The organism is Mesorhizobium sp. YC-39, from assembly GCF_025753795.1.
Lineage (GTDB): Bacteria > Pseudomonadota > Alphaproteobacteria > Rhizobiales > Rhizobiaceae > Mesorhizobium.
Window position 1 is genome coordinate 474,891 of the sequence record NZ_JAOWPS010000005.1, and the last position, 23,589, is coordinate 498,479.

Annotated in this window: 25 protein-coding genes and 1 tRNA gene; 18 read left to right on the plus strand and 8 right to left on the minus strand. The window is 62.3% G+C overall.

The features are described 5' to 3' along the window. Positions 1-89 precede the first annotated feature (89 nt). The gene (glpK, locus tag OHD62_RS27945; RefSeq protein WP_263789775.1) at positions 90-1,583 is read left to right on the plus strand and encodes a glycerol kinase GlpK; all 1,494 of its coding nucleotides are present in this window, start codon (positions 90-92) and stop codon (positions 1,581-1,583) included. 72 nt (positions 1,584-1,655) lie between these two features. On the opposite strand, the gene OHD62_RS27950 is transcribed toward glpK, so the two are convergent. After that, on the minus strand, positions 1,656-2,150 hold the full coding sequence (locus OHD62_RS27950) for a BA14K family protein (protein WP_263789776.1): 495 nt from the start codon (positions 2,148-2,150) through the stop codon (positions 1,656-1,658). A gap of 302 nt (positions 2,151-2,452) precedes the next feature. Here OHD62_RS27950 and OHD62_RS27955 point away from each other — a divergent pair. After that, positions 2,453-2,528 (plus strand) — tRNA-Lys (locus tag OHD62_RS27955). Positions 2,529-2,633: 105 nt separating this feature from the next. Continuing rightward, on the plus strand, positions 2,634-3,776 hold the full coding sequence (locus OHD62_RS27960; protein WP_263789777.1) for a hypothetical protein: 1,143 nt from the start codon (positions 2,634-2,636) through the stop codon (positions 3,774-3,776). 762 nt (positions 3,777-4,538) lie between these two features. Here OHD62_RS27960 and dprA read toward each other — a convergent pair. The 4 genes from dprA to OHD62_RS27980 are packed head-to-tail and all read right to left on the minus strand — an operon-like array spanning position 4,539 to position 8,548. After that, positions 4,539-5,660 (minus strand): DNA-processing protein DprA, encoded by a 1,122-nt coding sequence (gene dprA, locus OHD62_RS27965; RefSeq protein WP_263789779.1) that lies wholly within the window; start codon positions 5,658-5,660, stop codon positions 4,539-4,541. After that, complete coding sequence (plsY, locus tag OHD62_RS27970) at positions 5,657-6,244, minus strand: glycerol-3-phosphate 1-O-acyltransferase PlsY (RefSeq protein WP_263789782.1); 588 nt, start codon at positions 6,242-6,244, stop codon at positions 5,657-5,659. Before plsY ends, dprA begins: the two co-directional genes overlap by 4 nt. 58 nt (positions 6,245-6,302) lie before the next feature. Beyond that, positions 6,303-7,589 (minus strand): dihydroorotase, encoded by a 1,287-nt coding sequence (locus OHD62_RS27975; RefSeq protein WP_263789784.1) that lies wholly within the window; start codon positions 7,587-7,589, stop codon positions 6,303-6,305. After that, a complete protein-coding gene (locus OHD62_RS27980) occupies positions 7,586-8,548 on the minus strand; it encodes an aspartate carbamoyltransferase catalytic subunit (RefSeq protein WP_263789786.1) in 963 nt (320 codons plus the stop codon). The genes OHD62_RS27975 and OHD62_RS27980 overlap by 4 nt, the downstream gene beginning before the upstream one ends. A gap of 155 nt (positions 8,549-8,703) precedes the next feature. On the opposite strand from OHD62_RS27980, the gene OHD62_RS27985 reads away from it, so the two are divergent. The 3 genes from OHD62_RS27985 to OHD62_RS27995 all read left to right on the plus strand — a co-directional run bounded on the left by OHD62_RS27985 (position 8,704) and on the right by OHD62_RS27995 (position 11,360). Continuing rightward, positions 8,704-10,332 carry a DNA alkylation response protein gene (locus OHD62_RS27985; protein ID WP_263789788.1) on the plus strand — a complete coding sequence of 543 codons (1,629 nt, stop codon included), beginning with the start codon at positions 8,704-8,706 and terminating at the stop codon, positions 10,330-10,332. A 126-nt stretch (positions 10,333-10,458) separates the two neighbouring features. Next, positions 10,459-11,019, plus strand: a complete 561-nt coding sequence (locus tag OHD62_RS27990; RefSeq protein WP_263789790.1) for a hypothetical protein — start codon at positions 10,459-10,461, stop codon at positions 11,017-11,019. Beyond that, the gene (locus tag OHD62_RS27995; RefSeq protein WP_263789792.1) at positions 11,019-11,360 is read left to right on the plus strand and encodes a DUF6105 family protein; all 342 of its coding nucleotides are present in this window, start codon (positions 11,019-11,021) and stop codon (positions 11,358-11,360) included. Before OHD62_RS27990 ends, OHD62_RS27995 begins: the two co-directional genes overlap by 1 nt. Here OHD62_RS27995 and ruvX read toward each other — a convergent pair. After that, complete coding sequence (gene ruvX, locus OHD62_RS28000; protein ID WP_263789794.1) at positions 11,278-11,784, minus strand: Holliday junction resolvase RuvX; 507 nt, start codon at positions 11,782-11,784, stop codon at positions 11,278-11,280. The genes OHD62_RS27995 and ruvX overlap by 83 nt on opposite strands. A 77-nt stretch (positions 11,785-11,861) precedes the next feature. Here ruvX and OHD62_RS28005 point away from each other — a divergent pair, with 77 nt between their 5' ends. The 6 genes from OHD62_RS28005 (at position 11,862) to OHD62_RS28030 (ending at position 16,607) form a co-directional block, all read left to right on the plus strand. Beyond that, positions 11,862-12,569, plus strand: coding sequence for a metal-dependent hydrolase (locus OHD62_RS28005; protein ID WP_263789795.1), 708 nt, complete (start codon positions 11,862-11,864; stop codon positions 12,567-12,569). A gap of 34 nt (positions 12,570-12,603) precedes the next feature. Next, positions 12,604-13,020, plus strand: coding sequence for a hypothetical protein (locus OHD62_RS28010; protein ID WP_263789796.1), 417 nt, complete (start codon positions 12,604-12,606; stop codon positions 13,018-13,020). A gap of 249 nt (positions 13,021-13,269) precedes the next feature. Continuing rightward, positions 13,270-13,557 (plus strand): Asp-tRNA(Asn)/Glu-tRNA(Gln) amidotransferase subunit GatC, encoded by a 288-nt coding sequence (gatC, locus tag OHD62_RS28015; protein ID WP_263789798.1) that lies wholly within the window; start codon positions 13,270-13,272, stop codon positions 13,555-13,557. A 6-nt stretch (positions 13,558-13,563) separates the two neighbouring features. After that, positions 13,564-14,025 carry a GNAT family N-acetyltransferase gene (locus OHD62_RS28020; RefSeq protein ID WP_263789800.1) on the plus strand — a complete coding sequence of 154 codons (462 nt, stop codon included), beginning with the start codon at positions 13,564-13,566 and terminating at the stop codon, positions 14,023-14,025. After that, the gene (locus tag OHD62_RS28025) at positions 14,022-15,587 is read left to right on the plus strand and encodes an amidase (RefSeq protein ID WP_263789801.1); all 1,566 of its coding nucleotides are present in this window, start codon (positions 14,022-14,024) and stop codon (positions 15,585-15,587) included. Before OHD62_RS28020 ends, OHD62_RS28025 begins: the two co-directional genes overlap by 4 nt. Before the next feature lie 216 nt (positions 15,588-15,803). After that, positions 15,804-16,607, plus strand: a complete 804-nt coding sequence (locus OHD62_RS28030; protein WP_263789804.1) for a YdcF family protein — start codon at positions 15,804-15,806, stop codon at positions 16,605-16,607. Here the strand turns inward: OHD62_RS28030 and OHD62_RS28035 are convergent. Beyond that, on the minus strand, positions 16,544-17,299 hold the full coding sequence (locus OHD62_RS28035) for a DUF599 domain-containing protein (RefSeq protein WP_263789806.1): 756 nt from the start codon (positions 17,297-17,299) through the stop codon (positions 16,544-16,546). The genes OHD62_RS28030 and OHD62_RS28035 overlap by 64 nt on opposite strands. A gap of 162 nt (positions 17,300-17,461) precedes the next feature. On the opposite strand from OHD62_RS28035, the gene OHD62_RS28040 reads away from it, so the two are divergent. From OHD62_RS28040 to OHD62_RS28055, 4 genes are all read left to right on the plus strand, one after another. Beyond that, entirely contained in the window at positions 17,462-18,868 is a 1,407-nt protein-coding gene (locus OHD62_RS28040; RefSeq protein ID WP_263789808.1) for an L-serine ammonia-lyase, read from the plus strand. A 75-nt stretch (positions 18,869-18,943) separates the two neighbouring features. Next, positions 18,944-19,381: a DUF1489 family protein gene (locus OHD62_RS28045; RefSeq protein ID WP_263789810.1), complete on the plus strand. Its 438-nt coding sequence runs from the start codon at positions 18,944-18,946 to the stop codon at positions 19,379-19,381. A gap of 103 nt (positions 19,382-19,484) precedes the next feature. Continuing rightward, positions 19,485-20,216, plus strand: coding sequence for a VWA domain-containing protein (locus OHD62_RS28050; protein WP_263789812.1), 732 nt, complete (start codon positions 19,485-19,487; stop codon positions 20,214-20,216). Further along, the gene (locus tag OHD62_RS28055) at positions 20,216-20,914 is read left to right on the plus strand and encodes a DnaJ domain-containing protein (RefSeq protein WP_263789814.1); all 699 of its coding nucleotides are present in this window, start codon (positions 20,216-20,218) and stop codon (positions 20,912-20,914) included. The genes OHD62_RS28050 and OHD62_RS28055 overlap by 1 nt, the downstream gene beginning before the upstream one ends. A 45-nt stretch (positions 20,915-20,959) precedes the next feature. On the opposite strand, the gene OHD62_RS28060 is transcribed toward OHD62_RS28055, so the two are convergent. Further along, positions 20,960-22,345 carry a D-alanyl-D-alanine carboxypeptidase gene (locus tag OHD62_RS28060; protein WP_263789816.1) on the minus strand — a complete coding sequence of 462 codons (1,386 nt, stop codon included), beginning with the start codon at positions 22,343-22,345 and terminating at the stop codon, positions 20,960-20,962. Between the two features lie 310 nt (positions 22,346-22,655). On the opposite strand from OHD62_RS28060, the gene OHD62_RS28065 reads away from it, so the two are divergent. Both OHD62_RS28065 and clpS read left to right on the plus strand, forming a co-directional pair. Next, positions 22,656-22,985: a phasin family protein gene (locus tag OHD62_RS28065; RefSeq protein WP_263789817.1), complete on the plus strand. Its 330-nt coding sequence runs from the start codon at positions 22,656-22,658 to the stop codon at positions 22,983-22,985. A gap of 274 nt (positions 22,986-23,259) precedes the next feature. After that, entirely contained in the window at positions 23,260-23,586 is a 327-nt protein-coding gene (clpS, locus tag OHD62_RS28070; protein WP_036241697.1) for an ATP-dependent Clp protease adapter ClpS, read from the plus strand. Positions 23,587-23,589: the final 3 nt, after the last annotated feature.

Sequence of the window (23,589 nt, forward strand, 5' to 3'; positions counted from 1 at the left end):
CGGGGAGGCGGCATGTTGCCGTCTCCCCTCTTTGTATGGACAATTACAATGCCGTGCGTCCTTTTTGGGCATACGCCGAGGGGGAGACTATGAGCGGATACATCCTGGCAATCGATCAGGGAACGACATCGAGCCGGGCGATCCTGTTCGACGACAAGATGAAGGTTGCCGGCAGCGGGCAGAAGGAATTCATCCAGCATTATCCGGCCTCTGGCTGGGTCGAGCACGACCCGGAGGAAATCTGGGGAAGCGTCGTCGCAACAGTGAAGGCAGCGCTGAAGAGTGCCGGCCGCGAGGCTTCCGATGTCGCCGCGATCGGCATCACCAACCAGCGCGAGACCGTCGTCATCTGGGAGAGGGCGACCGGCAAGCCAATTCACAATGCAATCGTCTGGCAGGACCGCCGCACCGCGCCGCTGTGCCAGAAGCTGAAGAAGCAGGGCCTAGAGAAGACATTCACCAAAAAAACCGGGCTGCTACTTGATCCTTATTTCTCCGGTACCAAGATCGCCTGGATGCTGGACAATGTGAAAGGCGCCAGGAAACGCGCCGAGAAGGGCGAGTTACTGGCCGGCACCATCGACAGTTTCCTGATCTGGCGGCTGACCGGCGGCAAGGTTCACGCCACTGACGCCACCAACGCCTCGCGCACGCTGGTCTACAACATCGAAAAGAATGCCTGGGACGACGAGTTGCTTTCCATTCTGCGCATTCCGGCCGCGATGCTGCCTGAGGTGAAGGATTGCGCCGATGATTATGGAATCACGGAGAAAAACCTGTTTGGCGCCGAGATCAGAATTCTCGGTGTGGCGGGCGACCAGCATGCCGCGACCATCGGCCAGGCCTGTTTCGAGCCGGGCATGATGAAGTCGACCTATGGCACCGGCTGCTTCGCATTGCTCAATACCGGCAGCGATCTGGTGCGCTCAAAGAACCGTCTGCTGACCACCATCGCCTACCGCCTGAACGGCAAGACTACCTATGCGCTGGAAGGGTCGATCTTCATCGCAGGGGCGGCCGTGCAATGGCTGCGCGACGGCATCAAGGTGATCGGTAAGGCGGAGCAAAGCGGCGTCCTGGCGGCGTCCGCCGACCCAACACAAAATGTCTATCTGGTGCCGGCCTTTGTCGGGCTCGGGGCGCCGCATTGGGATGCTGATGCGCGGGGCGCCATCTTCGGGCTGACCCGCAATTCAGGTCCGGCGGAATTTGCCCGCGCCGCGCTTGAATCGGTCGCCTATCAGACTCGCGACCTCCTCGACGCGATGCGCAAGGACTGGAAGGGCGCCTCGGCCAGAACCGTGCTTCGTGTCGACGGCGGCATGGTGGCATCCGACTGGACCATGCAGCGGCTGGCCGATATCCTCGACGCGCCGGTCGACCGTCCGATCATTCTGGAGACGACGGCGCTTGGTGCCGCATGGCTGGCCGGATCGAAGGCGGGTGTTTGGCCGAAGGCAAAGGAGTTCGCCAAGAGCTGGGCACTCGATCGGAGGTTCCAGCCGGATATGGAGATCGCCACTCGTGCCGCCAAGCTCGCGGGCTGGAAAGATGCTGTGCGCAGAACCTTGAGCGCGCCGTGAGTTCAACAGACACACTTGCCCGCGCCGTTACCGGCGCGGGCTTGATCAACGTTCTCTAATCAACTCTGCTCATCAGTACGGGGAATAGCACTGCTGACGCGGGCCGTTATAGGGCTGGAACGTATTGTCATACGCGCGGTACGATCTGTAGCGGTTGTAGCACCACTGCACATGGGCGTCGCCCCGATAAACACGGTTCTGATTGTTGATGATCGCGCCGGTGATCAGCGCGCCAGTGGCGAAGGCAGCCAGCGGGAACCAGTAGTCGCCGTGGCGGCGGTAGCCGCGACGCCATTCGCGCGACCCGCGATGGCCGCGCCAGTAGCTGCCGTCGTTGCGGGCAAAGTTGCGACGCGAGAAATCCCGACGTGAGAAATCGCGATTGCGGGAGAAATTGCGATTAAAATTGCGCTTCCGCCACGGCTCGTACTGGACGGTCTCGATATTCGACGAAAGGCCTTGGCCGAGCGGCACATAGGTCGGCTGCGCGTTGACCGGCACGATCTCCGCGGCAGCGAACGACAATGAGAGAGTGGTCGCCAGCAGACCCGACATGATCCTGTTCATGATCTTTCTCCTTGAAGGGTGGTTGACGTCCCTTGTGGCGAGAAAACGGACAGAGCGTGCAATTGTTCCGCGAGAAATTGTAACCCGCTGATTTGTAATGTTTCTCCCGTTTGGCCGTTGTGCCAAAGGCCAGCCTTTCGCTCGCCCGTCGAAAACTCCTAAGCGCCTGCCGGCTCGGCGGCACGAGGCGCTGCGGCACCTCGAAAAACCCTGGCTTTCGCTTCCTCTTTTTCCGGTTGACCGGTCGAAGCACTCTCCCTATGTTCCGCGCAATTTCGAGGGCGGCATTTCCAGGCCCGCGGGAGCGCGTAGCTCAGCCGGTAGAGCAACTGACTTTTAATCAGTAGGTCTCGGGTTCGAACCCCGACGCGCTCACCATTTCGCTCGAACCAATATGCCAAGCGCGTCACTTTCGGCAGCCTGAAATCTTGTCGCCGAATTGGTCGATGGTTACAGTCAGCCTTCCCAAGGGAGGGCTTATGCATGGCGCTTCACCTTTCGGCGGATGGTTTGGCCCCTGCGGCGGCGAAGCCTCAGAAATATCTCTTCGGCCCGGTCGCCGACTTCCTCATGCTGGGCGGTAGCGCATTTCTCATCCTGCCGGTTCTGTTTCTTGTGCCGCTTCAGTACGAAGGTCCCGTGGCCGCGACGATGGTCGTCGTGGCCTATCTGGTGAACTATCCGCACTTCGCCCACTCATACCAGATTTTCTATCGCAATTTCGGGCGCAAGGTGGCCGGCGACGGATATGATAGGAGCCTCCAGATCCGCTATATTTTCGCCGGGATTGCCGTTCCCCTGATCATGGTCGGCTTCTTTGCCTATGGCGCGGCAACGGCGGATACGCGCCTGCTCGGATATGCGACCAACGCGATGTTCTTTTTCGTCGGCTGGCACTACGTCAAGCAAGGCTACGGCATGCTGATGGTGGATGCCGTCCTGAAGCGCAAATTCTTCGACGATCGCGACAAGAAGGTGCTGTTGTTCAACAGCTATGCCGTGTGGATCCTGGCCTGGCTACAGACGAATACGGCAGTCACCCAAGGCAAATATTACGGCCTGGACTACTACACTTTCGCGGCCCCTGCCTGGATCGCGGACATCGCCTTGCTGTCGGCCACTGCTTCCACGGCGGCCGCCGTCCTGATGCTGGTCAATCGCTGGCGAAGGAATGGCGGCGCGCTGCCTTATAATGGCATCGTGGCCTATGTCGCGTCGCTCTACCTCTGGATCCTGATTGCGAGGATAAACCCGCTCTGGCTTCTCGTGGTGCCCGCGCTCCACTCGCTTCAGTATCTGGCGGTGGTCTGGCGTTATCAGACCAATGTCGAGCGCGACGGTCACGATGCCGCAAGATATCCGGAGCCGAAGATACTGTCCTTTCTCGGCCCTCTCTACAGACTTCGGGTCTTGGGATTCATCGTCGGGGGTGGCGCGCTCGGCTATCTCGGCTTCTGGTTGATTCCGTTCGTGCTGACGGCTTTGATTCCCTATGACAGGCAAGTCCTGGGGTCGTCGCTGTTCTTCTTCATCGTGCTGATATTCATCAATGTGCACCACTACTTCCTGGACAACGTAATGTGGCGCCGCGGCAACCCGGAAGTGTCAAAGTATCTGTTCCGCTAGGGCACGAATGCACCGCCACGGAGCCCTGGAGCGGCACTGAGGCCGGTATGGCGCCGGTGTCGGGCCGAGCGCCTCGATCGTGCCGGCGCCCGTCCTCGCCGGCCAAATCACGATCGCGCCTTCCGCGATCACGCCATAACAAGTCTCGCGAATTTGGCTTTTATACACAGGCGGCGGACCTGGTTTCCGCTTGGCCGGCGCCTATTACGCAATCTACCCCAACCCCCCGCAAACTGGCGCCGGCCATTTTTTATCCCGACAAGATCAACTACTCGCAAGGCCGGGCCAAGTCCGTGGCGCCGATCGGCCTTCGGCCTGGTTAACGCACATAAATCGCCCGCCGCCTGTCGCCATCTCCTTCGTTTGATCGATGCAGGAACAGAGCTTCGTCCCGTAGGTTCGAGCGCTATATATTAGCGGGTGCTGTTATGACGTTTTTGACTGTTCAAGAGCCGACTGGCACATGGGCCGTGTTTGATACGACCGTGGACGTGCCTGCAGACTTCGCCGGTACTTGCCTCATCGGTTTGACGCGAGACAGAGCGGAGTGGCTTGCCGCAAGAGCCAATCAAGATGCATCGGTGAGAAGCAATTGTATCTGCCGATTGTTGCTTCCTGAGCCAGGGCACGCCGTGGCTCCCCTACGCAAAGCCGGCAATGACTTAGAACACGGAGAGCGCGTCCCGCACGTGACGGTGGTTCCTCTAACCACCCGTCCCATCGTGGTGAGGGCCTCGTAGCCGAAACATCCGGAAACCTCGATCAAACCAGCGACACGTTCCCGCCCGCATGGCGCTCCAGTCGGCCGGCGAGGTCGAGTTCCAGCAGCACCATGAAAACCTGGGCCGGATGCAGGCCGGTGTGGCGGATGATCTCGTCGACCGTCACCGGCGTCGGGCCAAGCGCTTCGATGACGCGCTCGCGATCGGCTTCGCCGGTCGGCGGTGTCACTGAGAAATCGGGCGGCTCTTCGAGCGGCGCCCTTGGCATCGGCGTGCCGACCAGCGGCGCGATCGCGCTGGAAATGTCCGACGCTTCGGTGACGAGAGTGGCGCCGTCCTTGAGCAGGCCGTTGGTGCCGGCGGCACGTGGATCGAGCGGTGAGCCGGGAACGGCGAAGACCAGCCGGCCCATCTCGCCGGCAAGCCTGGCGCTGATCAGTGAGCCGGAGCGTTGCGCGGCCTCGACCACGACCAGCCCAAGGGCGGCACCGGCGACAAGGCGGTTGCGGGGCGGAAAGTCCTGGGCACGCGGCTGCCAGCCGAACGGCATTTCCGAGATGATAGCGCCGCCGCGCTCGGCAATCTCGTCGCACAGGCCGGCATTCTCGGGCGGGTAGGGCATGTCGATGCCGCCGGCCAGCACACCGATCGTGCCGGTTGCAAGGCTGCCCTGGTGTGCAGCCGTATCGATGCCGCGTGCCAGGCCGGAAACGATGCCGTAGCCGTCGCGGCCAAGTTCGGCGGCGAGCGTCCGCGCCATCTTGATCCCGGCCAGCGAGGCGTTTCGGGCGCCGACGATGGCCACCGCCGGCAAGCGGAACACCGCGCCTTCGCCCTTGACGGCGAGCAGCGGCGGCGGATGATCCGTGCTCTTCAGCAGCGGCGGATAGTCCGCCTCGCCGATGCCGACGAAGCGGGCGCCGGCCCGGCGGGCGGCTTCCAGTTCGGCTTCGGCCTCGGCGACTGACGGGATGCGGGCGATGCGGCTGGCGCCGCCCGAGATCATCAGTTCGGGCAGGATCTCCAGTGCTGCCTCGGCCGAGCCGAAGCGGTTGATCAGATCGCGAAAGGTCGCCGGGCCGACATTCGGCGTTCGTATCAAACGAAGCCAGCTCAGCCGCTGCCGGTCGCTGAGGCGCGGCCCGGCTGAACGCTGGCTCAACCCTTGGCTCCGATCTTGCCCTCGGTGCCGGCCAGCAGCCGCTCAATGTTGGTCCGGTGTTTTATGATGACGATCAGGCTCATCAGCGCGAACAGCCCCGCAATCGGCGGCGTGCTCAGGAAATAGAGCGCAATCGGCACGACGACCGCGGCCGTCAGCGCGGCCAGTGAGGAGTAACGGGCCAGGAATGCAACCACCAGCCAGACGACAGCGAAAATCAGCGCCACCTGCCAGGCCAGCGCGATCAGCACGCCGAGATAGGTGGCCACGCCCTTGCCGCCCTTGAAGCCGAGCCAGACCGGAAAGAGATGGCCCAGGAAAGCGCCGAGCCCGGCCCAAAGCCCAAGCTCGGATGCAAAGCGGCCGGCGATCAGCACCGCGGCCGTGCCCTTCAGCGCGTCGAGCAGCAGCGTCGCGGCGGCAAGCCCCTTGTTGCCGGTGCGTAGCACATTGGTGGCACCGATATTGCCGGAGCCGATCTTGCGCACGTCGCCGAGGCCGGCGGCACGGGTAACCAGCAGCCCGAATGGAATCGAGCCGAGCAGGTAGCCGAACACAAGTGCCAAGACGGGACCGTAACTCATTGTTTCCCCCGCATTTCCCCAGCCGAGCGGATTGCCGCGCAATGCGCCGTGGCCGGGCTCAAGCCGAAAACACTGTGCGTCCCGCCACCATCGTTTGCAAGACCTTGCCCTGCAGCCGCGCGCCTTCGAAACAGGTGTTTTTCGAGCGCGAGCGAATGCCGCTTTCGCTGACGATCCACGGTTCGTCCAGATCGACCAGCGCCAGATCGGCCAATGCGCCCGGCTTCAGCGTTCCGCCGGGCAGGCCAAAGAGCCGTGCCGGGGCGGTCGACAGCACCTCGACCAGCCGCAGCAGCGGCACGTCGCCATTGTGATAGAGCCGAAGTGCCGCGCCCAGCAGCGTTTCCAGCCCGATGGCACCGGCCGCCGCATCGGCGAAGGGCAGGCGCTTGGTGTCGACGTCCTGCGGGTCGTGCGAGGAGACGATGATGTCGATGGTGCCGTCCTTGATCGCCTCGATCATCGCCAGCCGGTCCTCCTCGGCGCGCAGCGGCGGCGTCAACCGGAAGAAGGTGCGGTACTCCCCGACATCGTTCTCGTTGAGCGATAGATTGTGGATCGACACGCCTGATGTGACATTGGCGCCGTCGGCCTTGGCTCGCGTCACTGCTGCCGCCGCCATCGCCGTCGAGATCTTGGCCGCGTGATAGGCGCCGCCGGTCAGCCGCGCCAGCGCCAGGTCACGCTCCAGCGGGATGGATTCGGCCTCGCGCGGGATGCCGGCAAGGCCGAGCCAGCTGGCGTAGAGGCCTTCATTCATCACGCCTGACGAGGCGAGATCGGCATCCTGGGTTTCATGGGCGATCACGCCGCCGAAATCGCGCGCATAGGTCAGCGCGCGGCGCATCACCAGTGCGCTTGATATGGTGTGGCGACCGTCGGTGAAGGCGACCGCGCCGGCCTCGAGAAGCAGGCCGAACTCGGTCATCTCGCGGCCTTCGAGACCCTTGGTGATCGCCGCTGCCGGAAAGATGTTGACGATGGCTGTATCCTTGGCGGTGCGCAGCACGAACTCGACCAGCGCGACATTGTCGATCACCGGGTCGGTATCGGGCATCATGACGAGGGAGGTTACGCCGCCGGCTGCAGCCGCCACGCTGGCCGAGGCGATGGTCTCGCGGTGTTCGCCACCGGGTTCGCCGATGAAGACGCGTGCGTCGATCAGGCCGGGAACAACCGCCTTGCCTGCGCCATCGATGATCTTGGCGCCTTCCGGAGCGCCCTGGTTGAGCGCAGCCTTGCCGGCGGCGACGATCTTGCGGCCTTCGACGATGATTGCGCCGACCTCGTCGATGCCGCGCGACGGGTCGATGATGCGAACCTTGTTGAAGACCGTCGTGCTCATGCGCGGCCCTCAGTGTTACGGCGAGGGTCGAGCAGCGCTTCCATCACAGCCATGCGCACGGCAACGCCCATCTCCACCTGTTCCTGGATGACGCTCTGCGGGCCGTCGGCGATTTCCGAAGCGATCTCGACGCCGCGGTTCATTGGGCCTGGATGCATCACCAGCGCGTCGTCCTTGGCCGCCTTCAGCTTCTCGGCATCGAGACCGAAATAGTGGAAATATTCGCGCACCGAAGGCACGAAGGCGCCCTCCATCCGCTCGCGCTGCAGGCGCAGCATCATCACCACGTCGGCGTCTTTAAGCCCTTCGGCCATCGAGCGGGTGACGATCACCCCCATCTTCTCGATGCCGGCGGGCAGCAGCGTCGACGGGGCGACGACGCGCACCTGGGCGCCGAGCGCGTTGAGCAGCATGATGTTGGAGCGCGCGACGCGCGAATGCAGGATGTCGCCGCAGATCGCCACGATCAGCTTCGACAGCGGCCCCTTGGCACGGCGGATGGTCAGGGCGTCGAGCAGCGCCTGCGTCGGGTGCTCATGGGCGCCGTCGCCGGCATTGACCACGGAGCAGCCGACCTTCTGCGCCAGAAGTGCGGCGGCGCCCGCCGACTGGTGGCGGATGATCAATATGTCGGGGCGCATGGCGTTCAGCGTCATTGCCGTGTCGATCAGCGTCTCGCCCTTCTTCACCGAGGAACTCGCCACCGACATGTTCATGACGTCGGCGCCGAGCCGCTTTCCGGCCAGCTCGAACGAGGACTGTGTGCGGGTCGAGGCTTCGTAGAAAAGGTTGATCTGGGTGCGGCCGCGCAGCGTCGAGGTCTTCTTCTCTGGCTGCCGGGAGATCGCCACCGCTCGATCGGCGCGGTCGAGCAAAAGCTCGATGTCGGCGGGGGAAAGATCGCGGATGCCCAGAAGATGGCGGTGAGGATAAAGCGGCAGGGACGAAGCGTCGGTCATCTCAAGGCGCTGCTATAGGGCTCAGATTTTGCAGCCGCAAGCACCAGCTTTGGATTGCGGCCTTTCTCCCCGGTTTTTCGTCGCGCGCGCGGCAACGCTTGGCTATAACCGCCAATGGCTTCGGATTCGTAGCCCTCAGACAACAAGGACTGTGCGTGACCGACGACGTGATCAACCAGCCGCCGCCGCTGACGGGCGGCAATGCGTGGCGAGGCGATCCGTTGCTGATCCAGCTTGCCGAGCGCTTTTCCGATCCGGTGCGCAAGGATCTCGACGGCCTTGGCCGGTTCGTGCTGACGCCGGAGGCGCAGGAACTGGCCCGTCTGGCCAATGTCGAGACGCCGAAGCTCAGGACGCATGACCGGCAGGGCCGGCGCATCGATCAGGTCGAGTTCCACCCGGCCTATCATGCGCTGATGCGTCGATCGGTGGCCAACGGCCTGCATTCCTCGGTCTGGGAAAATGGCGATGCCGAGGTCGGGCGACGTCATCAGGTGCGCGCCGCGCGTTTTTATCTGACAGCGGAGCTCGAGACCGGACACCTCTGCCCCATCACCATGACCAGCGCATCGCTGGCGGCGCTGATGGCCAGCCCAAAACTGTTTCGCGAATGGGCGCCCAGGGTGACGACGCGCAAATACGACCAGAGCCAGAGGCCGCCGGTCGAAAAGACCGGGCTGACGCTTGGCATGGGCATGACCGAAAAGCAGGGTGGCACGGATGTGCGCGCCAACACCACCCGGGCCGAGCGCGCTGGCAGCGGCTTCTACCGGCTCACCGGCCACAAATGGTTCATGTCGGCACCGATGTCGGATGCCTTTCTGGTGCTCGGACAGGCGCCGGAGGGACTTTCGTGCTTTCTCGTTCCGCGCATTCTCGGCGATGGGTCGGGCAACGGTTTTCGCTTCCAACGGCTGAAGGACAAGCTCGGCAACCGCTCCAATGCGTCGTCCGAGGTGGAGTTCGTCAACGCCATTGGCGAAATGGTCGGCGAGCCCGGCGCGGGCGTAAAGACGATCATGGACATGGTGACGCTGACCCGGCTCGACTGCGCCGTGGCCTCGTCGGCGATCATGCGGGCAGGGCTGGCCGAGGCCGTCCACCATACACGTCACCGCCAGGTGTTCGGCGCCAATCTGATCGAGCAGCAGTTGATGCAACGCGTGCTGGCCGATATGGCGCTCGACGTTGCCGCCGCCACCGCGCTGTCGTTTCGGCTGGCGCGTTCCTTCGACGAGGCGGCCAGCGACCGCGGCGAGGCCGCCTTCGCCCGCGCCATGACCCCGGTCGTCAAATACTGGGTCTGCAAGATCGCGCCGCCGCTGCTTTACGAGGCGATGGAATGCCTTGGCGGCAATGGCTATGTCGAGGAAGCGCCGCTTGCCCGTTATTACCGCGAAGCGCCGGTCAATGCGATCTGGGAGGGTTCCGGCAACGTAATGGCGCTCGATGTGCTGCGCGTGCTTGGCCGGGCGCCCGGCCTGTTCGAGGAGGTGCTGACCGGCATCGACCGCGATCTCGGCGCCGGCGGGCGTGGCACTATCGGCGTGCTCAAGGCGGCGATGCAAGTGGCGGCAACCGACGAGGGCTCGGCGCGGCTGCTGACGGAGCAACTGGCGCTGTCGGCGGCGGCGGCGGAGCTGCGCCGGCTGGGAGCAGGGCGGATCGCCGATGCTTTCGTCGAGACGCGGCTGGCCGGCCAGTGGCGCAACACCTACGGCATGCTCGATTCGCGCCACGATGCCCGCATGATCATCGACACGCTCTATCCGCCGGTCAATTGAGAGGGTTTTGACAGGGGATTTGTTCTTTGTCGCGTCCCTGTGGATGGCCGTTAACCTTAACAAATGGTTTCCATTGCGGCGGCAAGCCGCAAAGCCCAATGTCCTGTTTACCAAAGCAGGAACGCCATGCGGTATATATTGACCTCCTTTCTGGCCTTGCACTGGGCAGTGGCTTTCGCCCTGCTGGCGTTCATCTGCATTGACGGAAATCGCGGCGTTGCGGCGGCGCTCGGTGTGTTGGGCGTTGCCATTCAGAATGCCCATTTCGCCGATCTCGAAAACGCCATCGTCGTGGCGCCGCTTGCCGTCGCATTGCTTGTTGTTGCGGTGCTGTTTTGCTGGGCCTTCGTCGAGACCCTGATCAGCGGCGTACCAGACCCGCAAGCCGTCGACAGCGTCGTGCGCACCGCCTTCATCTCGGCTTCCGGCGTATTGTCGCTCGTTCTGGTCGGCGGCGCCGCGCAAGGCATCAACGGGCTGTTCATGGCCGTCGCCGTGCAATTGGCCGCGCTGCTGGCTTCCTATGTCGCCATGCTTGCGGAGCGGCGTTCGGCCTTTACCGCAGCGGTTCCGGCCAGAGCCGACATCCGGGCCGCCGCGCATCTGATGGCGAAGGACGCGGCGCACAGTTCCTTGCTCTCACGCATTTCCGGTCGATCGGACACCAACCCGAGGGATGGCCGCTGATGCGCTACCTGTTCGCACTTTGGGTTGCTCCGCTCGCTCTGTTCTGGGGCTGGTTCTTCCTGTCGCTCAACGACATCAATTTCGGCTATGTGATGCTTAGCCGGCAATTGCATGATCTCGTCTTCCAGCTCTACGGGCAGATGCTTGGCGTCGATCCGGCGATCATTCCCGGCATGGTGGCGAAAGCCTGCGTCTTCGACGGGCTGCTCTTGATGGCGTTTTGGGCGTTTCGCCGGCGTCGCAACATTGCTGCCTGGATCAAGAAGCGGTGGATGGATTCGGTTCCGTCCGAGCACTTGCATCGAGCGACTGAAGCCGGTCCAGAACTCCCTGCAGAATAAAGGCGGCCGCCGCCGAATCGATCTTGCCGGCTCGTTTGCGGCGCGAAAAATCCATTTCGATCAATGTCCGCTCGGCCGCCACCGTCGACAGCCGCTCGTCCCAAAAAACGAAGGGCAGGTCGGTCAGACCAGCCATATTGCGGACGAAGGCGCGGGATTTCTGGGCGCGGGGTCCTTCCGACCCATCCATGTTGACCGGCAGGCCAAGCACCACGGCCCCGGCGTTCTCCTTCTGCAGCAAAGCGAGGAGGACTGCGGCATCCAGGGAGAATTTCCGGCGCATGATGACGGGGCGCGGATGGGCGAAGGAAAAACCCCGGTCGGAAACCGCCACGCCGATCGTCTTGTCGCCGAGATCGAGCCCGGCCAGCGTCTTGCCGCCGCCAAGCCGTGCCGGCAACTCCTCGATGCTGATAATGCTCAACGACTTTCCTTTGTGGGACTTTAATTTTACTGACTGCGTTCTACCCTTTGACAGAGCAAAAATCGAGGAAGGCATTGATGAAACTGACCTGGTACGGACATTCGGCATTCCGCATCGAGACCGCAGACGCGAGAATCCTCATCGACCCCTATCTGATCGGCAATCCGTCATGGACCGGCGGCTGGGAAGGACCGGCGGAAGGTGTCACGCATGTATTGTTGACGCACGGCCACAACGACCACGCCAGCGGCGCGTTGGAAGTGCTCGGGAAAAGCGGCGCCATGCTGGTCGCCAATTTCGAAATCTGCATGTACCTGGTTGGCAAGGGCGTCAGCGACAACAAGATCAATCCAGGCAATATCGGCGGCACCGTTGATTGCGGTGGCTTCACCACCACCTTCGTCCAGGCGCTGCACTCGTCGTCATTTGGCATCGACGGTGGCCAGAACGTCTATCTCGGTAATCCGGGCGGGCTCGTGCTGCATTTTCCGGAAGACAAGACGCTCTACCATATGGGTGACACCGACATTTTTTCCGACATGGCGCTGATCAACGAATTGCATGAGCCGAAGATCGGCATCGTGCCGATCGGCGACCGCTTTACCATGGGCGGCGCGGTGGCGGCTCTTGCCTGCCGGCGCTTCTTCGATTTCGATGCGGTTATCCCCAGCCACTTCGGCACGTTTCCGATCATCGACCAGACCGCCGAAAAGTTCGTGGCGGGAATGGATGGATCGGATGTGAAAGTGGCATTGCCGAAGATCGGCGAGACGATTACCTTGTAGAAGATACCGGAAGATACCAAAACGGAATGAAAACATGGCTTTGAGGAGCTCTCTTTGCATTTCGATTCTGGTTGCGGCATCGCCTGCGCCCGCCGCCGAGGACTTCATCGAAGGTGTCTATCTCCAATCCGAGGATCTTTGTGCTCAAGCCAAAAAGGATACGCTGCAGACGGTGATTGAGGCCGGCAACATTGTGCTGTCGGCCCGCGGCCTGGAAAGCATCGAATACAATTGCGAATTCCTTGAGATCACCAAGGCGACACGTTCACCGAGCTGGGCGGTGACCGCCATCTGCCAGGAGCCGGGCTATCTCTTTCCTGACGTTTTGTCGGTCACGCAAATGAACCCGAAGCAGATCGACCTGGTTTCGGTCCGGCCAGTCGACGACGAAAGCGAGGCCAGCGGCAACAGCGGCAGCTACTTCCTCTGCGACGGCGTCGCGCTGCCTTAGGGTGTGTTGAGATTCAGGTGATGCCGGCCTGCAAATCGCGGCTTCCTGCGCTTCCGGTGCTCACGTACTTTAAGTACGCTCTCGGCAGCCACCTGTTGGTCGCTTCGCGTCCGTCTTCGACTCCGGCGCGGCCTGACCTGAATCTCAACACACCCTAGACCCGTTCTAGCGGGATTGCCGGCATGATGCATGTTGCGCGGCACGCGCCGCGCCGCTATAGCGCGACCTGGTTTTCCCGAGGCGACAAATATGTCCGTTGATATCAAGACTGTGAAGCGCGTCGCGCGTCTCGCCCGCATTGCGGTGAGCGAGGAGGATGCCGAGCGCATGACTGGCGAGTTGAACGCCATCCTCGGCTTTGTCGAGCAGTTGAACGAAGTCGACGTTTCCGGCGTCGAGCCGATGACCTCGGTCACCCCGATGGAGATGAAGAAACGCCAGGACGTCGTCACCGACGGCAATAAGGCAGCAGACATCGTTGCCAATGCGCCAGCGACCGAAGAGAATTTCTTCCTCGTTCCGAAGGTCGTGGAGTAGCGGCCGATGGCAATCGAGATCGCCATCGAGACGCCGTTGCAGGACGATGTGCGCACGCTGATCGACGAGCTCAACGCGACGCTGCTCGAACTGACGCCGCCGGAGCATTGCTACCACATGACCGTCGAGCAGATGGCTGACAGGAACACGACCGTCTTCATCGCCCGCGACAACGGCCTTGCCATCGGTTGTGGCGCGCTCAAACGCCACGATGGCGCCATTGGCGAGGTCAAGCGCATGTATACGCGGCCTTCGCATCGCGGCCGGAAGATCGGCGCGAAAATCGTCGAGCGGGTCGAGGCGCTGGCGCGCAGCGAAGGGCTGAAGCGTCTGGTGCTGGAGACCGGAGACCGCCATCCGGCCGCATGGACCGTCTATGAACGTGCCGGTTTCTCGCGCTGCGGTCCGGTTCTGGATTACCCTGATACCGAGTGGTCGGTGTTTTACGAAAAGAGCCTTGCCCGATGAGCGACCTGACGCAACTCACGATTTCTCAGGCCCGCGCCAAGCTGCGCGCCAAGGAAATCACCGCGACCGAGATCACGGAAGCCTATCTCTCGGCGATCGAGCGGGCCAATCCGGCGCTCAACGCCTATGTCGCGGTCACCGACGACAAGGCACGCGACATGGCCAAGGCCTCGGATGCGAAACTGGCCAGGGGCGAGGGCGGTTCGCTCGAAGGCATCCCGCTCGGGATCAAGGACCTGTTCGGCACCGAGGGCATCCACACCCAGGCCTGCAGCCACGTGCTGGATGGGTTCAAGCCGCGCTACGAATCGACCGTCACCGCCAATCTGTGGGCCGACGGCGCTGTCATGCTCGGCAAGCTCAACATGGACGAGTTCGCCATGGGCTCGTCCAACGAGACGTCCTACTATGGCCCGGTAGTCAATCCGTGGCGGCGCTCGCGCCTCGACACGGTGGTGATGCCGACCACGCATCAGGGCGATGGCGGTTTCGTCTCGGCCGGCGGTACCAGGACCGCGCGCACGCTGGACAATGCCCAGCTCGTGCCGGGCGGTTCGTCCGGCGGCTCCGCCTCGGCCGTCTCGGCATTCCTGTGCGCAGGCGCCACCGCCACCGACACCGGCGGCTCGATCCGCCAGCCCGCCGCCTTCACCGGCACAGTCGGCATCAAGCCGACCTATGGCCGCTGCTCGCGCTGGGGCATCGTCGCGTTCGCGTCATCGCTCGACCAGGCCGGGCCGATCGCCCGCGACGTGCGCGACGCCGCGATTCTGCTCAAATCCATGGCCTCGGTCGATCCGAAGGACACCACCTCGGTCGACAGGCCGGTGCCGGACTACGAGGCAGCGATCGGCCGCCCGGTCAAAGGCATGAAGGTCGGCATCCCCCGGGAGTATCGTGTCGAGGGCATGCCCGAAGAGATCGAGGCGCTGTGGCAGAAGGGCATTGCCTGGCTGAAGGATGCCGGCGCCGAGATCGTCGACATTTCCTTGCTGCACACGAAATATGCCTTGCCGGCCTATTATATCGTGGCGCCCGCCGAAGCCTCGTCGAACCTCGCCCGCTATGACGGCGTCCGCTACGGCCTGCGGGTGCCCGGCAAGGACATTGTCGACATGTATGAGAAGACCCGCGCCGCCGGCTTCGGTCGTGAGGTCAAGCGCCGCATCATGATCGGCACCTATGTGCTCTCGGCCGGCTATTACGATGCCTACTATCTGCAGGCGCAGAAGGTGAGAAACCTCATCAAGCGGGATTTCGAGACCGCGTTCGCGGCGGGCGTCGACGTCATCCTGACGCCGGCGACGCCGTCGGCGGCCTTTGGCATCGCTGATGAGGACATGGCCGCCGACCCGGTCAAGATGTACCTCAACGACATCTTCACCGTGACGGTGAACATGGCCGGACTGCCGGGCATCGCCGTACCCGCCGGCCTCGACGCCAAGGGCCTGCCACTCGGCCTGCAGCTGATCGGCCGGCCCTTCGACGAAGAGACCTTGTTCCAGACTGCCCATGTCATCGAACAGGCGGCCGGCACCTTTCAGCCGGAGAAGTGGTGGTAGTATCGTCCCCAAGGCATCGCGTTTGAATGATGCGAGACGTATTAGCCCCAGTTAATGCATGTCGTTACCCTAAACCGCCAAACGGTTTTGGGGCGACATGCATTGGAGTGACCTGCATCCACCTGGAGGCATAAAGTACGCTCCAAGACTTTTGAATCTGCGCATCGTGCTTCCGGAAATCGATTCCGGTTTTCGGGCCGATGCGGGGGGTGAGGGATGTTCTTCTATCTTTCTAAAGTGCTCTGGTTCTTTGTCCAGCCGTTGAATCTTGCGATCTTTCTGCTGCTGGCGGGGCTTTTGGCGGCGATGTTCGGCCGGCGACGATTGGCGACTGCCGGCGGCGCCCTTACCGTTCTCATTCTTGTGCTTTCGACATGGACGGAACTCGGCGCAATAATGATCAGCCCGCTGGAGGATCGCTTCCCCAGACCACCTCTGCCAGAAAAGCTCGACGGTATCATCGTGCTGGGCGGCGGTTTTGAGGGTGCGATCAATGCCGTGCGTGGCGGTTATGAAATTAACGGCGCTGGCGACCGGATCGTCGAAGCGGCCGTGCTGGCGCGGCGTTTTCCAACTGCGAAGATCGCCATCTCCGGTGGCACCGTTCAAATCTTGGTCAAAGGTGAGGGCGACGCAGACTCCGGGCCACGCGTGCTCACCGCGCTTGGCGTAACAGCCGATCGGCTAATCCTCGAGAACAAGTCCCGCAACACCTACGAAAATGCAGTCTTCACCAAAGAAATGGTTGCACCCAAACCCGGCGAGACCTGGCTGCTTGTGACTTCTGCCTACCATATGCCGCGCGCCAAGGCGCTGTTTGACAAGGCCGGCTTTCCGACCGTTCCGTGGCCGGTCGACTACATGACCACTGGCACAGAGAACATCGGCTCATTCCCCCCCGATAACGGGCTAGAGGTCACAACCACAGCGATCCGTGAATGGATAGGGCTCGTCGCCTACTGGCTGTCAGGCCGCATCGACCGGCCTTTCCCTGGACCGGATAATGGGCCAGGTGGCTGACCGATCACTGCCTGCCGCGCGGCGGAAAAGAACTGACGGCGGACCAGCACGGCCAGAAGCAGCAGCGTCGACAGCACGAACACCATCGGGTCGACGAACCAGCCCAGATAACCGATCGAGAAGAACACGCCGCGCAGGCCGGAATTGAAATGTTTTCCGGCCAGCATGTTCATACGCGCCGCCCGCCAGACCGCCGTTTCGGTCACCGGGTTGCGCGAGGCCTCGCCATGCGGGATCGGCACGGCGCCGATCAGAATCGTACAATAGTTGAACAACCGGTAAGCCCAGCCGAATTTGAAGAAGGCAAAGGCCAGGATCAGCACCAGGCCGAAGACCTTTATCTGGAAGGCCGCGCGCGACGGCGCGTCGCCCAGCGGCAAGTCGCTCAGCACCGAAATGACTTGGTCAGAAGCGCCCAGCAAAGCAAAACAGCCGCCCAGCGCAATCAGCGAACTTGAGGCGAAAAAGGCGGTCCCTTGCTGTAGCCCGCTCATGATGGCGGTGTCGACGATGCGGATCTCGCGCTCGGCCATGGTCCGCATCCAGGCTTCGCGCTGCGCGTTCATCGCCGTCGTCAGGGACACGCGGCTGACCAGCTTCCCGTCGGAGGCAAGCGTATGCAGCACCCATACGACGAGGAAGAAGGCCAGCGCCGCGAGATCGGCCGTCGACAGATGGAAGGAATCGCCCATGCGCTTCCTTTTATCACAAGCAGAGCCGTCGCTTCGATGATCGATCGCGGTCATGTCGCTGCCGGAGCAAACAAGGTCGGCAGCCGCTGCGCCGGAATTTTCAAAAGAGCGGAAACATCATGAGAATTCCTATATGTGGATTGATCACGGAGACAGTGCCGCGTGTTCCTTTCGGTTTTCGACCTGTTCAAGATCGGCATCGGACCATCAAGTTCGCACACGATGGGGCCGATGACGGCCGCGCGGCGATTTCTTGACGAAGTGGCGGGAGACGACTGGCCGCGTCCGGCCGGCGCCAAGGTCGATCGCATCGCCGCCAGCCTGCACGGCTCGCTCGCCTACACCGGCATCGGCCATGGGTCCGACCGCGCGGTGGTGCTCGGCCTTGCCGGTGAGACGCCGCAGACCGTCGATCCCGATCAGGCCGACGGCATTGTCACCCGCATCGCCGCCGAGAAGCGGATTTCGCCGCCCGGTCATTCATCCTATCGCTTTGATCCGGCCACGGACCTGGTGCTGGATCGCAAGACGCCGCTCACCGGCCACGCCAACGGCATGGCCTTCTCGGCCTATGATGCCGACGGCCGGCTGCTGCTCAAGCGCATCTATTATTCGATCGGCGGCGGCTTCGTGGTTTCCGAGGAAGAACTGCAGCGGATGAAGGCCAAGGGATCGGTGACGACGGAAGGCAAGAAGAAGGTACCTTATCCCTTCAAGAACGCGGTCGAGATGCTGTCCATGGCGGCGAAAAGCGGCCTTTCCATCGCCGAGATGAAGCGCGTCAACGAGGAAACGCAGATGTCGCGCGAAGAGCTCGACGCTGGTCTCGACGGCATATGGAGCGCCATGAAGGGCTGTATCGATCGCGGCCTGTCGCAGGACGGCATCATGCCGGGCGGGCTTAAGGTGCGCCGTCGCGCGCGGCAGTTGCATGACAAGCTGCAGGAGCAGTGGCAGCAGAATCGACCCAACCCCCTGCTCGCCAATGACTGGCTGTCGATCTACGCCATGGCGGTCAATGAGGAGAACGCCGCCGGCGGGCGCGTCGTCACCGCGCCGACCAATGGCGCTGCCGGAACGCTGCCCGCGGTGCTGCGCTACTGGCTGCATTTCCATCCCGAGGCCGATCAGCCGAGTATCCGCGATTTCCTGCTGACGGCTGCGGCGGTCGGCGGCATCATCAAGACCAACGCCTCGATCTCGGGCGCCGAAGTCGGCTGCCAGGGTGAGGTCGGTTCGGCCTCGGCGATGGCTGCGGCGGGCCTGTGCGCGGTCATGGGCGGCACGCCTGAGCAGGTCGAGAACGCGGCCGAGATTGCGCTCGAACATCATCTCGGCATGACTTGCGATCCGGTCGGCGGGCTGGTGCAAGTGCCGTGCATCGAGCGCAATGCGCTGGGCGCAGTCAAGGCGGTGACCGCCGCTTCGCTGGCCATCAAGGGGGACGGTATTCATTTCGTGCCGCTCGATGCCGCCATCGAGACCATGCGCCAGACCGGCCTCGACATGAACGAGAAATACAAGGAAACCAGTCTTGGCGGGCTGGCCGTCAACGTCGTGGAGTGCTGAGGCGCGCAAGCTTGGCACTGTGGAGAAGTCGATCAGGCCGTTGACGCATCGGCGCGCCGGACTAAACCTAACGCCATGTCTCTCAATCTCATAAAACTCTGCGTCGGCTGCGACAGCGTCGAGGATCTCGAAGAGTGGATTGCTTTCCGCCTCGAGGAAAAAAGGCGCGCCGGCGAGCCGGCCGAGCACTACCACACCACCCGCATGGTGCCGACGCGCGGCGCCGAGGTCACCGATGGTGGGTCGCTTTATTGGGTGGTCAAAGGCAATGTCCAGTGCCGCCAACTGATCACCGAAATCCGGCCCTTCACCGACGACGAGGGTATTGGTCGCTGCCATCTTGTCCTCGATCCCGAGGTCGTGCGCACCGACTGGCAGCCGCGCCGCGCCTTTCAGGGTTGGCGCTACCTGAAGCCTTCCGATGCGCCGGCCGATCTCGGCAAGGGCAAGGCCGGGTTGTTCGAGATACCGCCGAAACTCAGACGCGAGCTTGCCGATCTCGGCCTGCTCTGAGGCGAAGGCGTCAGGTCCGAGGCCGATTGTCTTGATTGCTGGCCCTCCAAGTCGCATCATGATGGACTTGCAAGCGGTGCGGCAACGCCACATCTTGAATCGCATGAGCGACAAGAAGCAACCCGTGCCCGCAAGGGCCGATCCTGCGCCGGTCAAGCCTCAATCGAGCACCGGCGAGATCGAGGCATTTGTTCGCCAAGCAAGGACGCTTGCCGCGTCCGCGACCGGTTCAGGCAGGCTGATCCTTTCCCTCGACGCCACGATGAGCCGCCAGCCGACCTGGGATCTCGCCTGTGCGCTGCAGGGCGAGATGTTCGACGCCGTCGGCAAGGCCGGGGCGCTCAAGGTTCAACTGGTTTATTTTCGCGGTCTGGGCGAGTGCCGTTCATCCGCGTTCGTGACCAATACAGACGCGCTGAAGCAATTGATGACGCGGATAGAATGCCGCAGCGGCCATACCCAGATCGGCAGGGTGCTTGCCCATGCGCTGAAACAGACGGCGGTCTCCAAGGTCAACGCGCTGGTCTATATCGGCGATGCGATGGAAGAAAATGTCGACGACCTTGCCGCGAAAGCCGGCGGCCTCGGCCTGCATGGCGTTCCTGTCTTCGTCTTTCAGGAGGGTCATGATTCCGGCGCAGAAAAGGCCTTTAAGGAGATCGCGCGGTTATCCAAAGGGGCATGGTTCCGATTTGATCGGCGCGCCGCCGCGACCTTGGCCAGCTTGCTTTCGGCGGTCGCCGTATTTGCGACCGGCGGGCTGACGGCACTGGAAGCCAGGGGCAGGCCGGAAGACCGGCTGATGATCGAGCATCTGCGGGGCGGCAGGAAATAATGGGCGCAATTATCGCATTGGTAGCATTGCTTTTGGTGCTTCTCGGCGCGGCTACGATCTTCCTCCGCGCCGACCCGGCGAAACTCGCAAGCGGGATGAGGACGGTTGGGCCCGTCCTACTGGCGCTGGTCGGGGTTGCCGTGATTCTGGTTGGACGCCAAGGTATTGGCGGTTTGATCCTGTCGGCGGCGCTCGCCTGGTACGGCTCCATGCGGATGAAACGGCCGCCAGTGAAGTTGTCGCCGGGCAAGCATTCGACGGTGCGCACCGCTGCACTCGAAATGGAGCTCGACCACGATACCGGCAGCCTGGAAGGTCTCGTGCTGGCCGGCCGCCATGAAGGCAAGATGCTCGGCGCCATGGGGTTTGCGGAATTGCAGCAGCTTTACCGCGAACTTTCCGGTGACCCGGAGAGCCGCCAATTGCTAGAGACGTATCTTGACAGCAGATTTCCCGTCTGGCGCAAAGACGCTGAGGCGAATGGTGGCGAAGGGCTGGGTGTTGCGCCAGGTGCGGGCGCCATGACTAAGGAGGAGGCCTACAAGATCCTTGGTCTTGAAGCGGGGGCCGCCGCGGCGGATGTCCGCAAGGCGCACCGCCGCCTGATGCAGCGCCTGCACCCCGATATCGGTGGCACGTCTTTCCTTGCGGCGCGGATCAACGAAGCCAAGGATGTCTTGCTCTCCAATCACAACTAGTCTCCTTCGACGCAAAATTTCCCGGGAGGCGTTCTTCCACACCGCCTATTGCTGGACGGCGTAGCACTCGATCTTCTTTTTCTTCAGGGCGCTGCAGGCTTTCCAGGCAGCGTTCTTCGAACCAAAACCGCCAAACCTGGCGCGGTAGTAGGTGACGCCGTCCTTGTCGAAAGCGACGGTGAAACCGGACGCGTCGGCGAGGACCGAGGGAGCCTGCTTCGTCGTCTTGTCGAGGAAAGCCTGGGCTTCGGACCGCTTTGGCGAAGACGCGACCTGTATTGCCCAGCCCGACGGCACCGATGCGGTATTGACGGGATCGACCGCCGCCGGTTCGCCATAGGCCGCAGCAACCCGGGCTGTCGCCACATCGTCCGCGGTGGCCACGGCCACCGTCTTGACCTTTCTGGTCTGAACGACGGGAGTGGTCTCCTCTACGACGGGCGCGTTTTCTTCAACAAGAGCGGCGACGGCGTCACTGTCCGGCTTCTCGTCCGGCGTCGGCGCGTCGTGCTTGGGCAGGAACACCTTGGCCAGTGCCGTGATCGGGTTGCCGCCGCCAGCCTTGGCGATCAGCACACCACTGCCGCGCGACGACGCCTTCGGCATGTAGGCGTTGATCAACCCGGCCATCTGGTTGTCACGGCTGCCGCCTGATTTCCCGCCCATGACCACCGCTACGATGCGACGATCGCCATCGGATACCGAGGAGACGAGATTGTAGCCGGAGGCCCGCGTGTAACCCGTCTTGATGCCGTCGACGCCCTTGATGCGACCGAGCAGCCGGTTATGGCCGTTGATTCGCTTACGGCCATACAGGAAAGAGCGCTGCGAGAAATAGCCGTAATACTGGGGAAAATGCTCTCTCAGCGCGATGCCGAGCAATGCCATGTCGCGCGCGGTCGTGAATTGACCGGGATCCGGCAAACCGTTGGCATTGCGGAAAACGGTCGACTTCATGCCCAGCGCGCGGGCCTTGGCGGTCATCATGCGGGCGAAATTGGCTTCATTGCCGCCGAGGAGTTCGCCGAGCGCGGTTGCCGAGTCGTTGGCCGACTTGGTCACCATCGACAGGATCGCGGTCTCGACCGTGACCGCGCCGCCGGGCCGGACGCCGAGCTTCGTCGGTGGTTCGGCTGCAGCACGCGCCGAGAAGACGACTCGCGAATTCTTGGCGATCTTGCCCTTCGCCAGGGCCTCGAAGGTCAGGTAAAGCGTCATCATCTTGGTGAGCGAGGCGGGATAGCGCCGGCCGTCGGCATCCGAGGAATAAAGGACCTTGCCGGTCTTGGCGTCGATGACGATGGCGGCCGACCTGGCCGCCTGCGACGACGCGGCCTCGGCAACGACGAATGTCATCGCCAAAGCGAGGATCATGATCGTTTTCAAAGAGGACGCGGATTTGGAAAGAATGCCCGACAACGCCTGACGCACCGATAATTCCTTTGAATTTTTTGTTGCCCTGGAGGCGGCAAAGGGTCCTGCCTCACTTCCGGCCACGCTAACGCGGCCAGCGTTACCAATCCGTTTATGGTAACCGCCGCGTTCACCATTTTCTTCGGGATTGAGTTTCTCTTTATTCGAATCTTAGCCACAGCCGGCGTGGCGGGGGTCGCCGATTTTGGCTAAATCTTGACTTTTGTGCAGCGCACAATATACTGACGTGCATTGCACAACGTGGCCGGATAGGCGCCCATCGTTCGGATGGCGGCCGTCAAAGGCCGTCATCAAGGGAGAGCGTGAAATGGCCCAGACCTACGAAGATTTCAGCAAATACGGCAAAGAGTTTGCCGACACCGGCTTGAAGAGCTTTGCGTCCCTTTCCAAGGGCGCGCAGGCCATTGCCGCCGAAGCGGGCGAATACACCAAGAAGAGCTTCGAAGCCGGCAGCGCCGCAGTCGAGAAACTCATCTCGGCCAAGTCGCTGGAGAAGGCGGTCGAAATCCAGTCCGACTATGCCAAGCAGTCCTACGAATCCTTCGTCACCGAAGCGACAAAGATCGGCGATCTCTATGCCGAACTCGCCAAGGAAGCCTACAAGCCCTTCGAATCGATCGTCGCAAAGGCGAAGTAATTTGTCTGTATGATGTGAAGACGGCCCCGAGCCTGTAAGACAGACCCGGTCGCGGAAGCGCGGCCGGGTTTTTTCATGGCAATTTCAAATCAGGGGCTCCGTCGGCTTCACGATTGCGAAAATCCATCAAGTTTGGCCACCTAGCCATATTGTCAGCTAAACAGAAGGGCTTAAAATCGTCCATCGAACACCTACATGTCGAACTCGCATGGGGATTCGAAAAAGGCAGGACTACGTGACGATCGGTTTGACTGCCACGAGAGACGTGGCGCGTATGCAAAACGGCAGCGACGGCAATGAGGCCGGTCGCGGCACGGCCGTCATCACGCGCACCAAAACCAAGACCAAGAAGCCCAGCCTTTACCGGGTCCTCATCCTCAACGACGACTACACACCCATGGAATTCGTGGTTCACGTGCTGGAGCGTTTTTTCCAGAAGGACCGTGAAGCCGCCACACGCATCATGCTTCATGTTCACAATCATGGAGTGGGCGAGTGCGGGGTCTATACATTCGAGGTGGCCGAGACCAAAGTGTCCCAGGTCATGGATTTCGCCCGACAGAATCAGCATCCGCTGCAATGCGTGATGGAGAAGAAGTGAGGT

Coding starts and splice junctions, on each gene's coding strand:
- glpK (WP_263789775.1), top strand. CDS start 90: ATGAGCGGATACATCCTGGCAATCGATCAGGGAACGACATCGAGCCGG.
- OHD62_RS27950 (WP_263789776.1), bottom strand. CDS start 2,150: ATGAACAGGATCATGTCGGGTCTGCTGGCGACCACTCTCTCATTGTCG.
- OHD62_RS27960 (WP_263789777.1), top strand. CDS start 2,634: ATGGCGCTTCACCTTTCGGCGGATGGTTTGGCCCCTGCGGCGGCGAAG.
- plsY (WP_263789782.1), bottom strand. CDS start 6,244: ATGAGTTACGGTCCCGTCTTGGCACTTGTGTTCGGCTACCTGCTCGGC.
- OHD62_RS27975 (WP_263789784.1), bottom strand. CDS start 7,589: ATGAGCACGACGGTCTTCAACAAGGTTCGCATCATCGACCCGTCGCGC.
- OHD62_RS27980 (WP_263789786.1), bottom strand. CDS start 8,548: ATGACCGACGCTTCGTCCCTGCCGCTTTATCCTCACCGCCATCTTCTG.
- OHD62_RS27990 (WP_263789790.1), top strand. CDS start 10,459: ATGCGGTATATATTGACCTCCTTTCTGGCCTTGCACTGGGCAGTGGCT.
- OHD62_RS27995 (WP_263789792.1), top strand. CDS start 11,019: ATGCGCTACCTGTTCGCACTTTGGGTTGCTCCGCTCGCTCTGTTCTGG.
- OHD62_RS28005 (WP_263789795.1), top strand. CDS start 11,862: ATGAAACTGACCTGGTACGGACATTCGGCATTCCGCATCGAGACCGCA.
- OHD62_RS28010 (WP_263789796.1), top strand. CDS start 12,604: ATGGCTTTGAGGAGCTCTCTTTGCATTTCGATTCTGGTTGCGGCATCG.
- gatC (WP_263789798.1), top strand. CDS start 13,270: ATGTCCGTTGATATCAAGACTGTGAAGCGCGTCGCGCGTCTCGCCCGC.
- OHD62_RS28020 (WP_263789800.1), top strand. CDS start 13,564: ATGGCAATCGAGATCGCCATCGAGACGCCGTTGCAGGACGATGTGCGC.
- OHD62_RS28025 (WP_263789801.1), top strand. CDS start 14,022: ATGAGCGACCTGACGCAACTCACGATTTCTCAGGCCCGCGCCAAGCTG.
- OHD62_RS28030 (WP_263789804.1), top strand. CDS start 15,804: ATGTTCTTCTATCTTTCTAAAGTGCTCTGGTTCTTTGTCCAGCCGTTG.
- OHD62_RS28035 (WP_263789806.1), bottom strand. CDS start 17,299: ATGGGCGATTCCTTCCATCTGTCGACGGCCGATCTCGCGGCGCTGGCC.
- OHD62_RS28045 (WP_263789810.1), top strand. CDS start 18,944: ATGTCTCTCAATCTCATAAAACTCTGCGTCGGCTGCGACAGCGTCGAG.
- OHD62_RS28050 (WP_263789812.1), top strand. CDS start 19,485: ATGAGCGACAAGAAGCAACCCGTGCCCGCAAGGGCCGATCCTGCGCCG.
- OHD62_RS28055 (WP_263789814.1), top strand. CDS start 20,216: ATGGGCGCAATTATCGCATTGGTAGCATTGCTTTTGGTGCTTCTCGGC.
- OHD62_RS28065 (WP_263789817.1), top strand. CDS start 22,656: ATGGCCCAGACCTACGAAGATTTCAGCAAATACGGCAAAGAGTTTGCC.
- clpS (WP_036241697.1), top strand. CDS start 23,260: ATGCAAAACGGCAGCGACGGCAATGAGGCCGGTCGCGGCACGGCCGTC.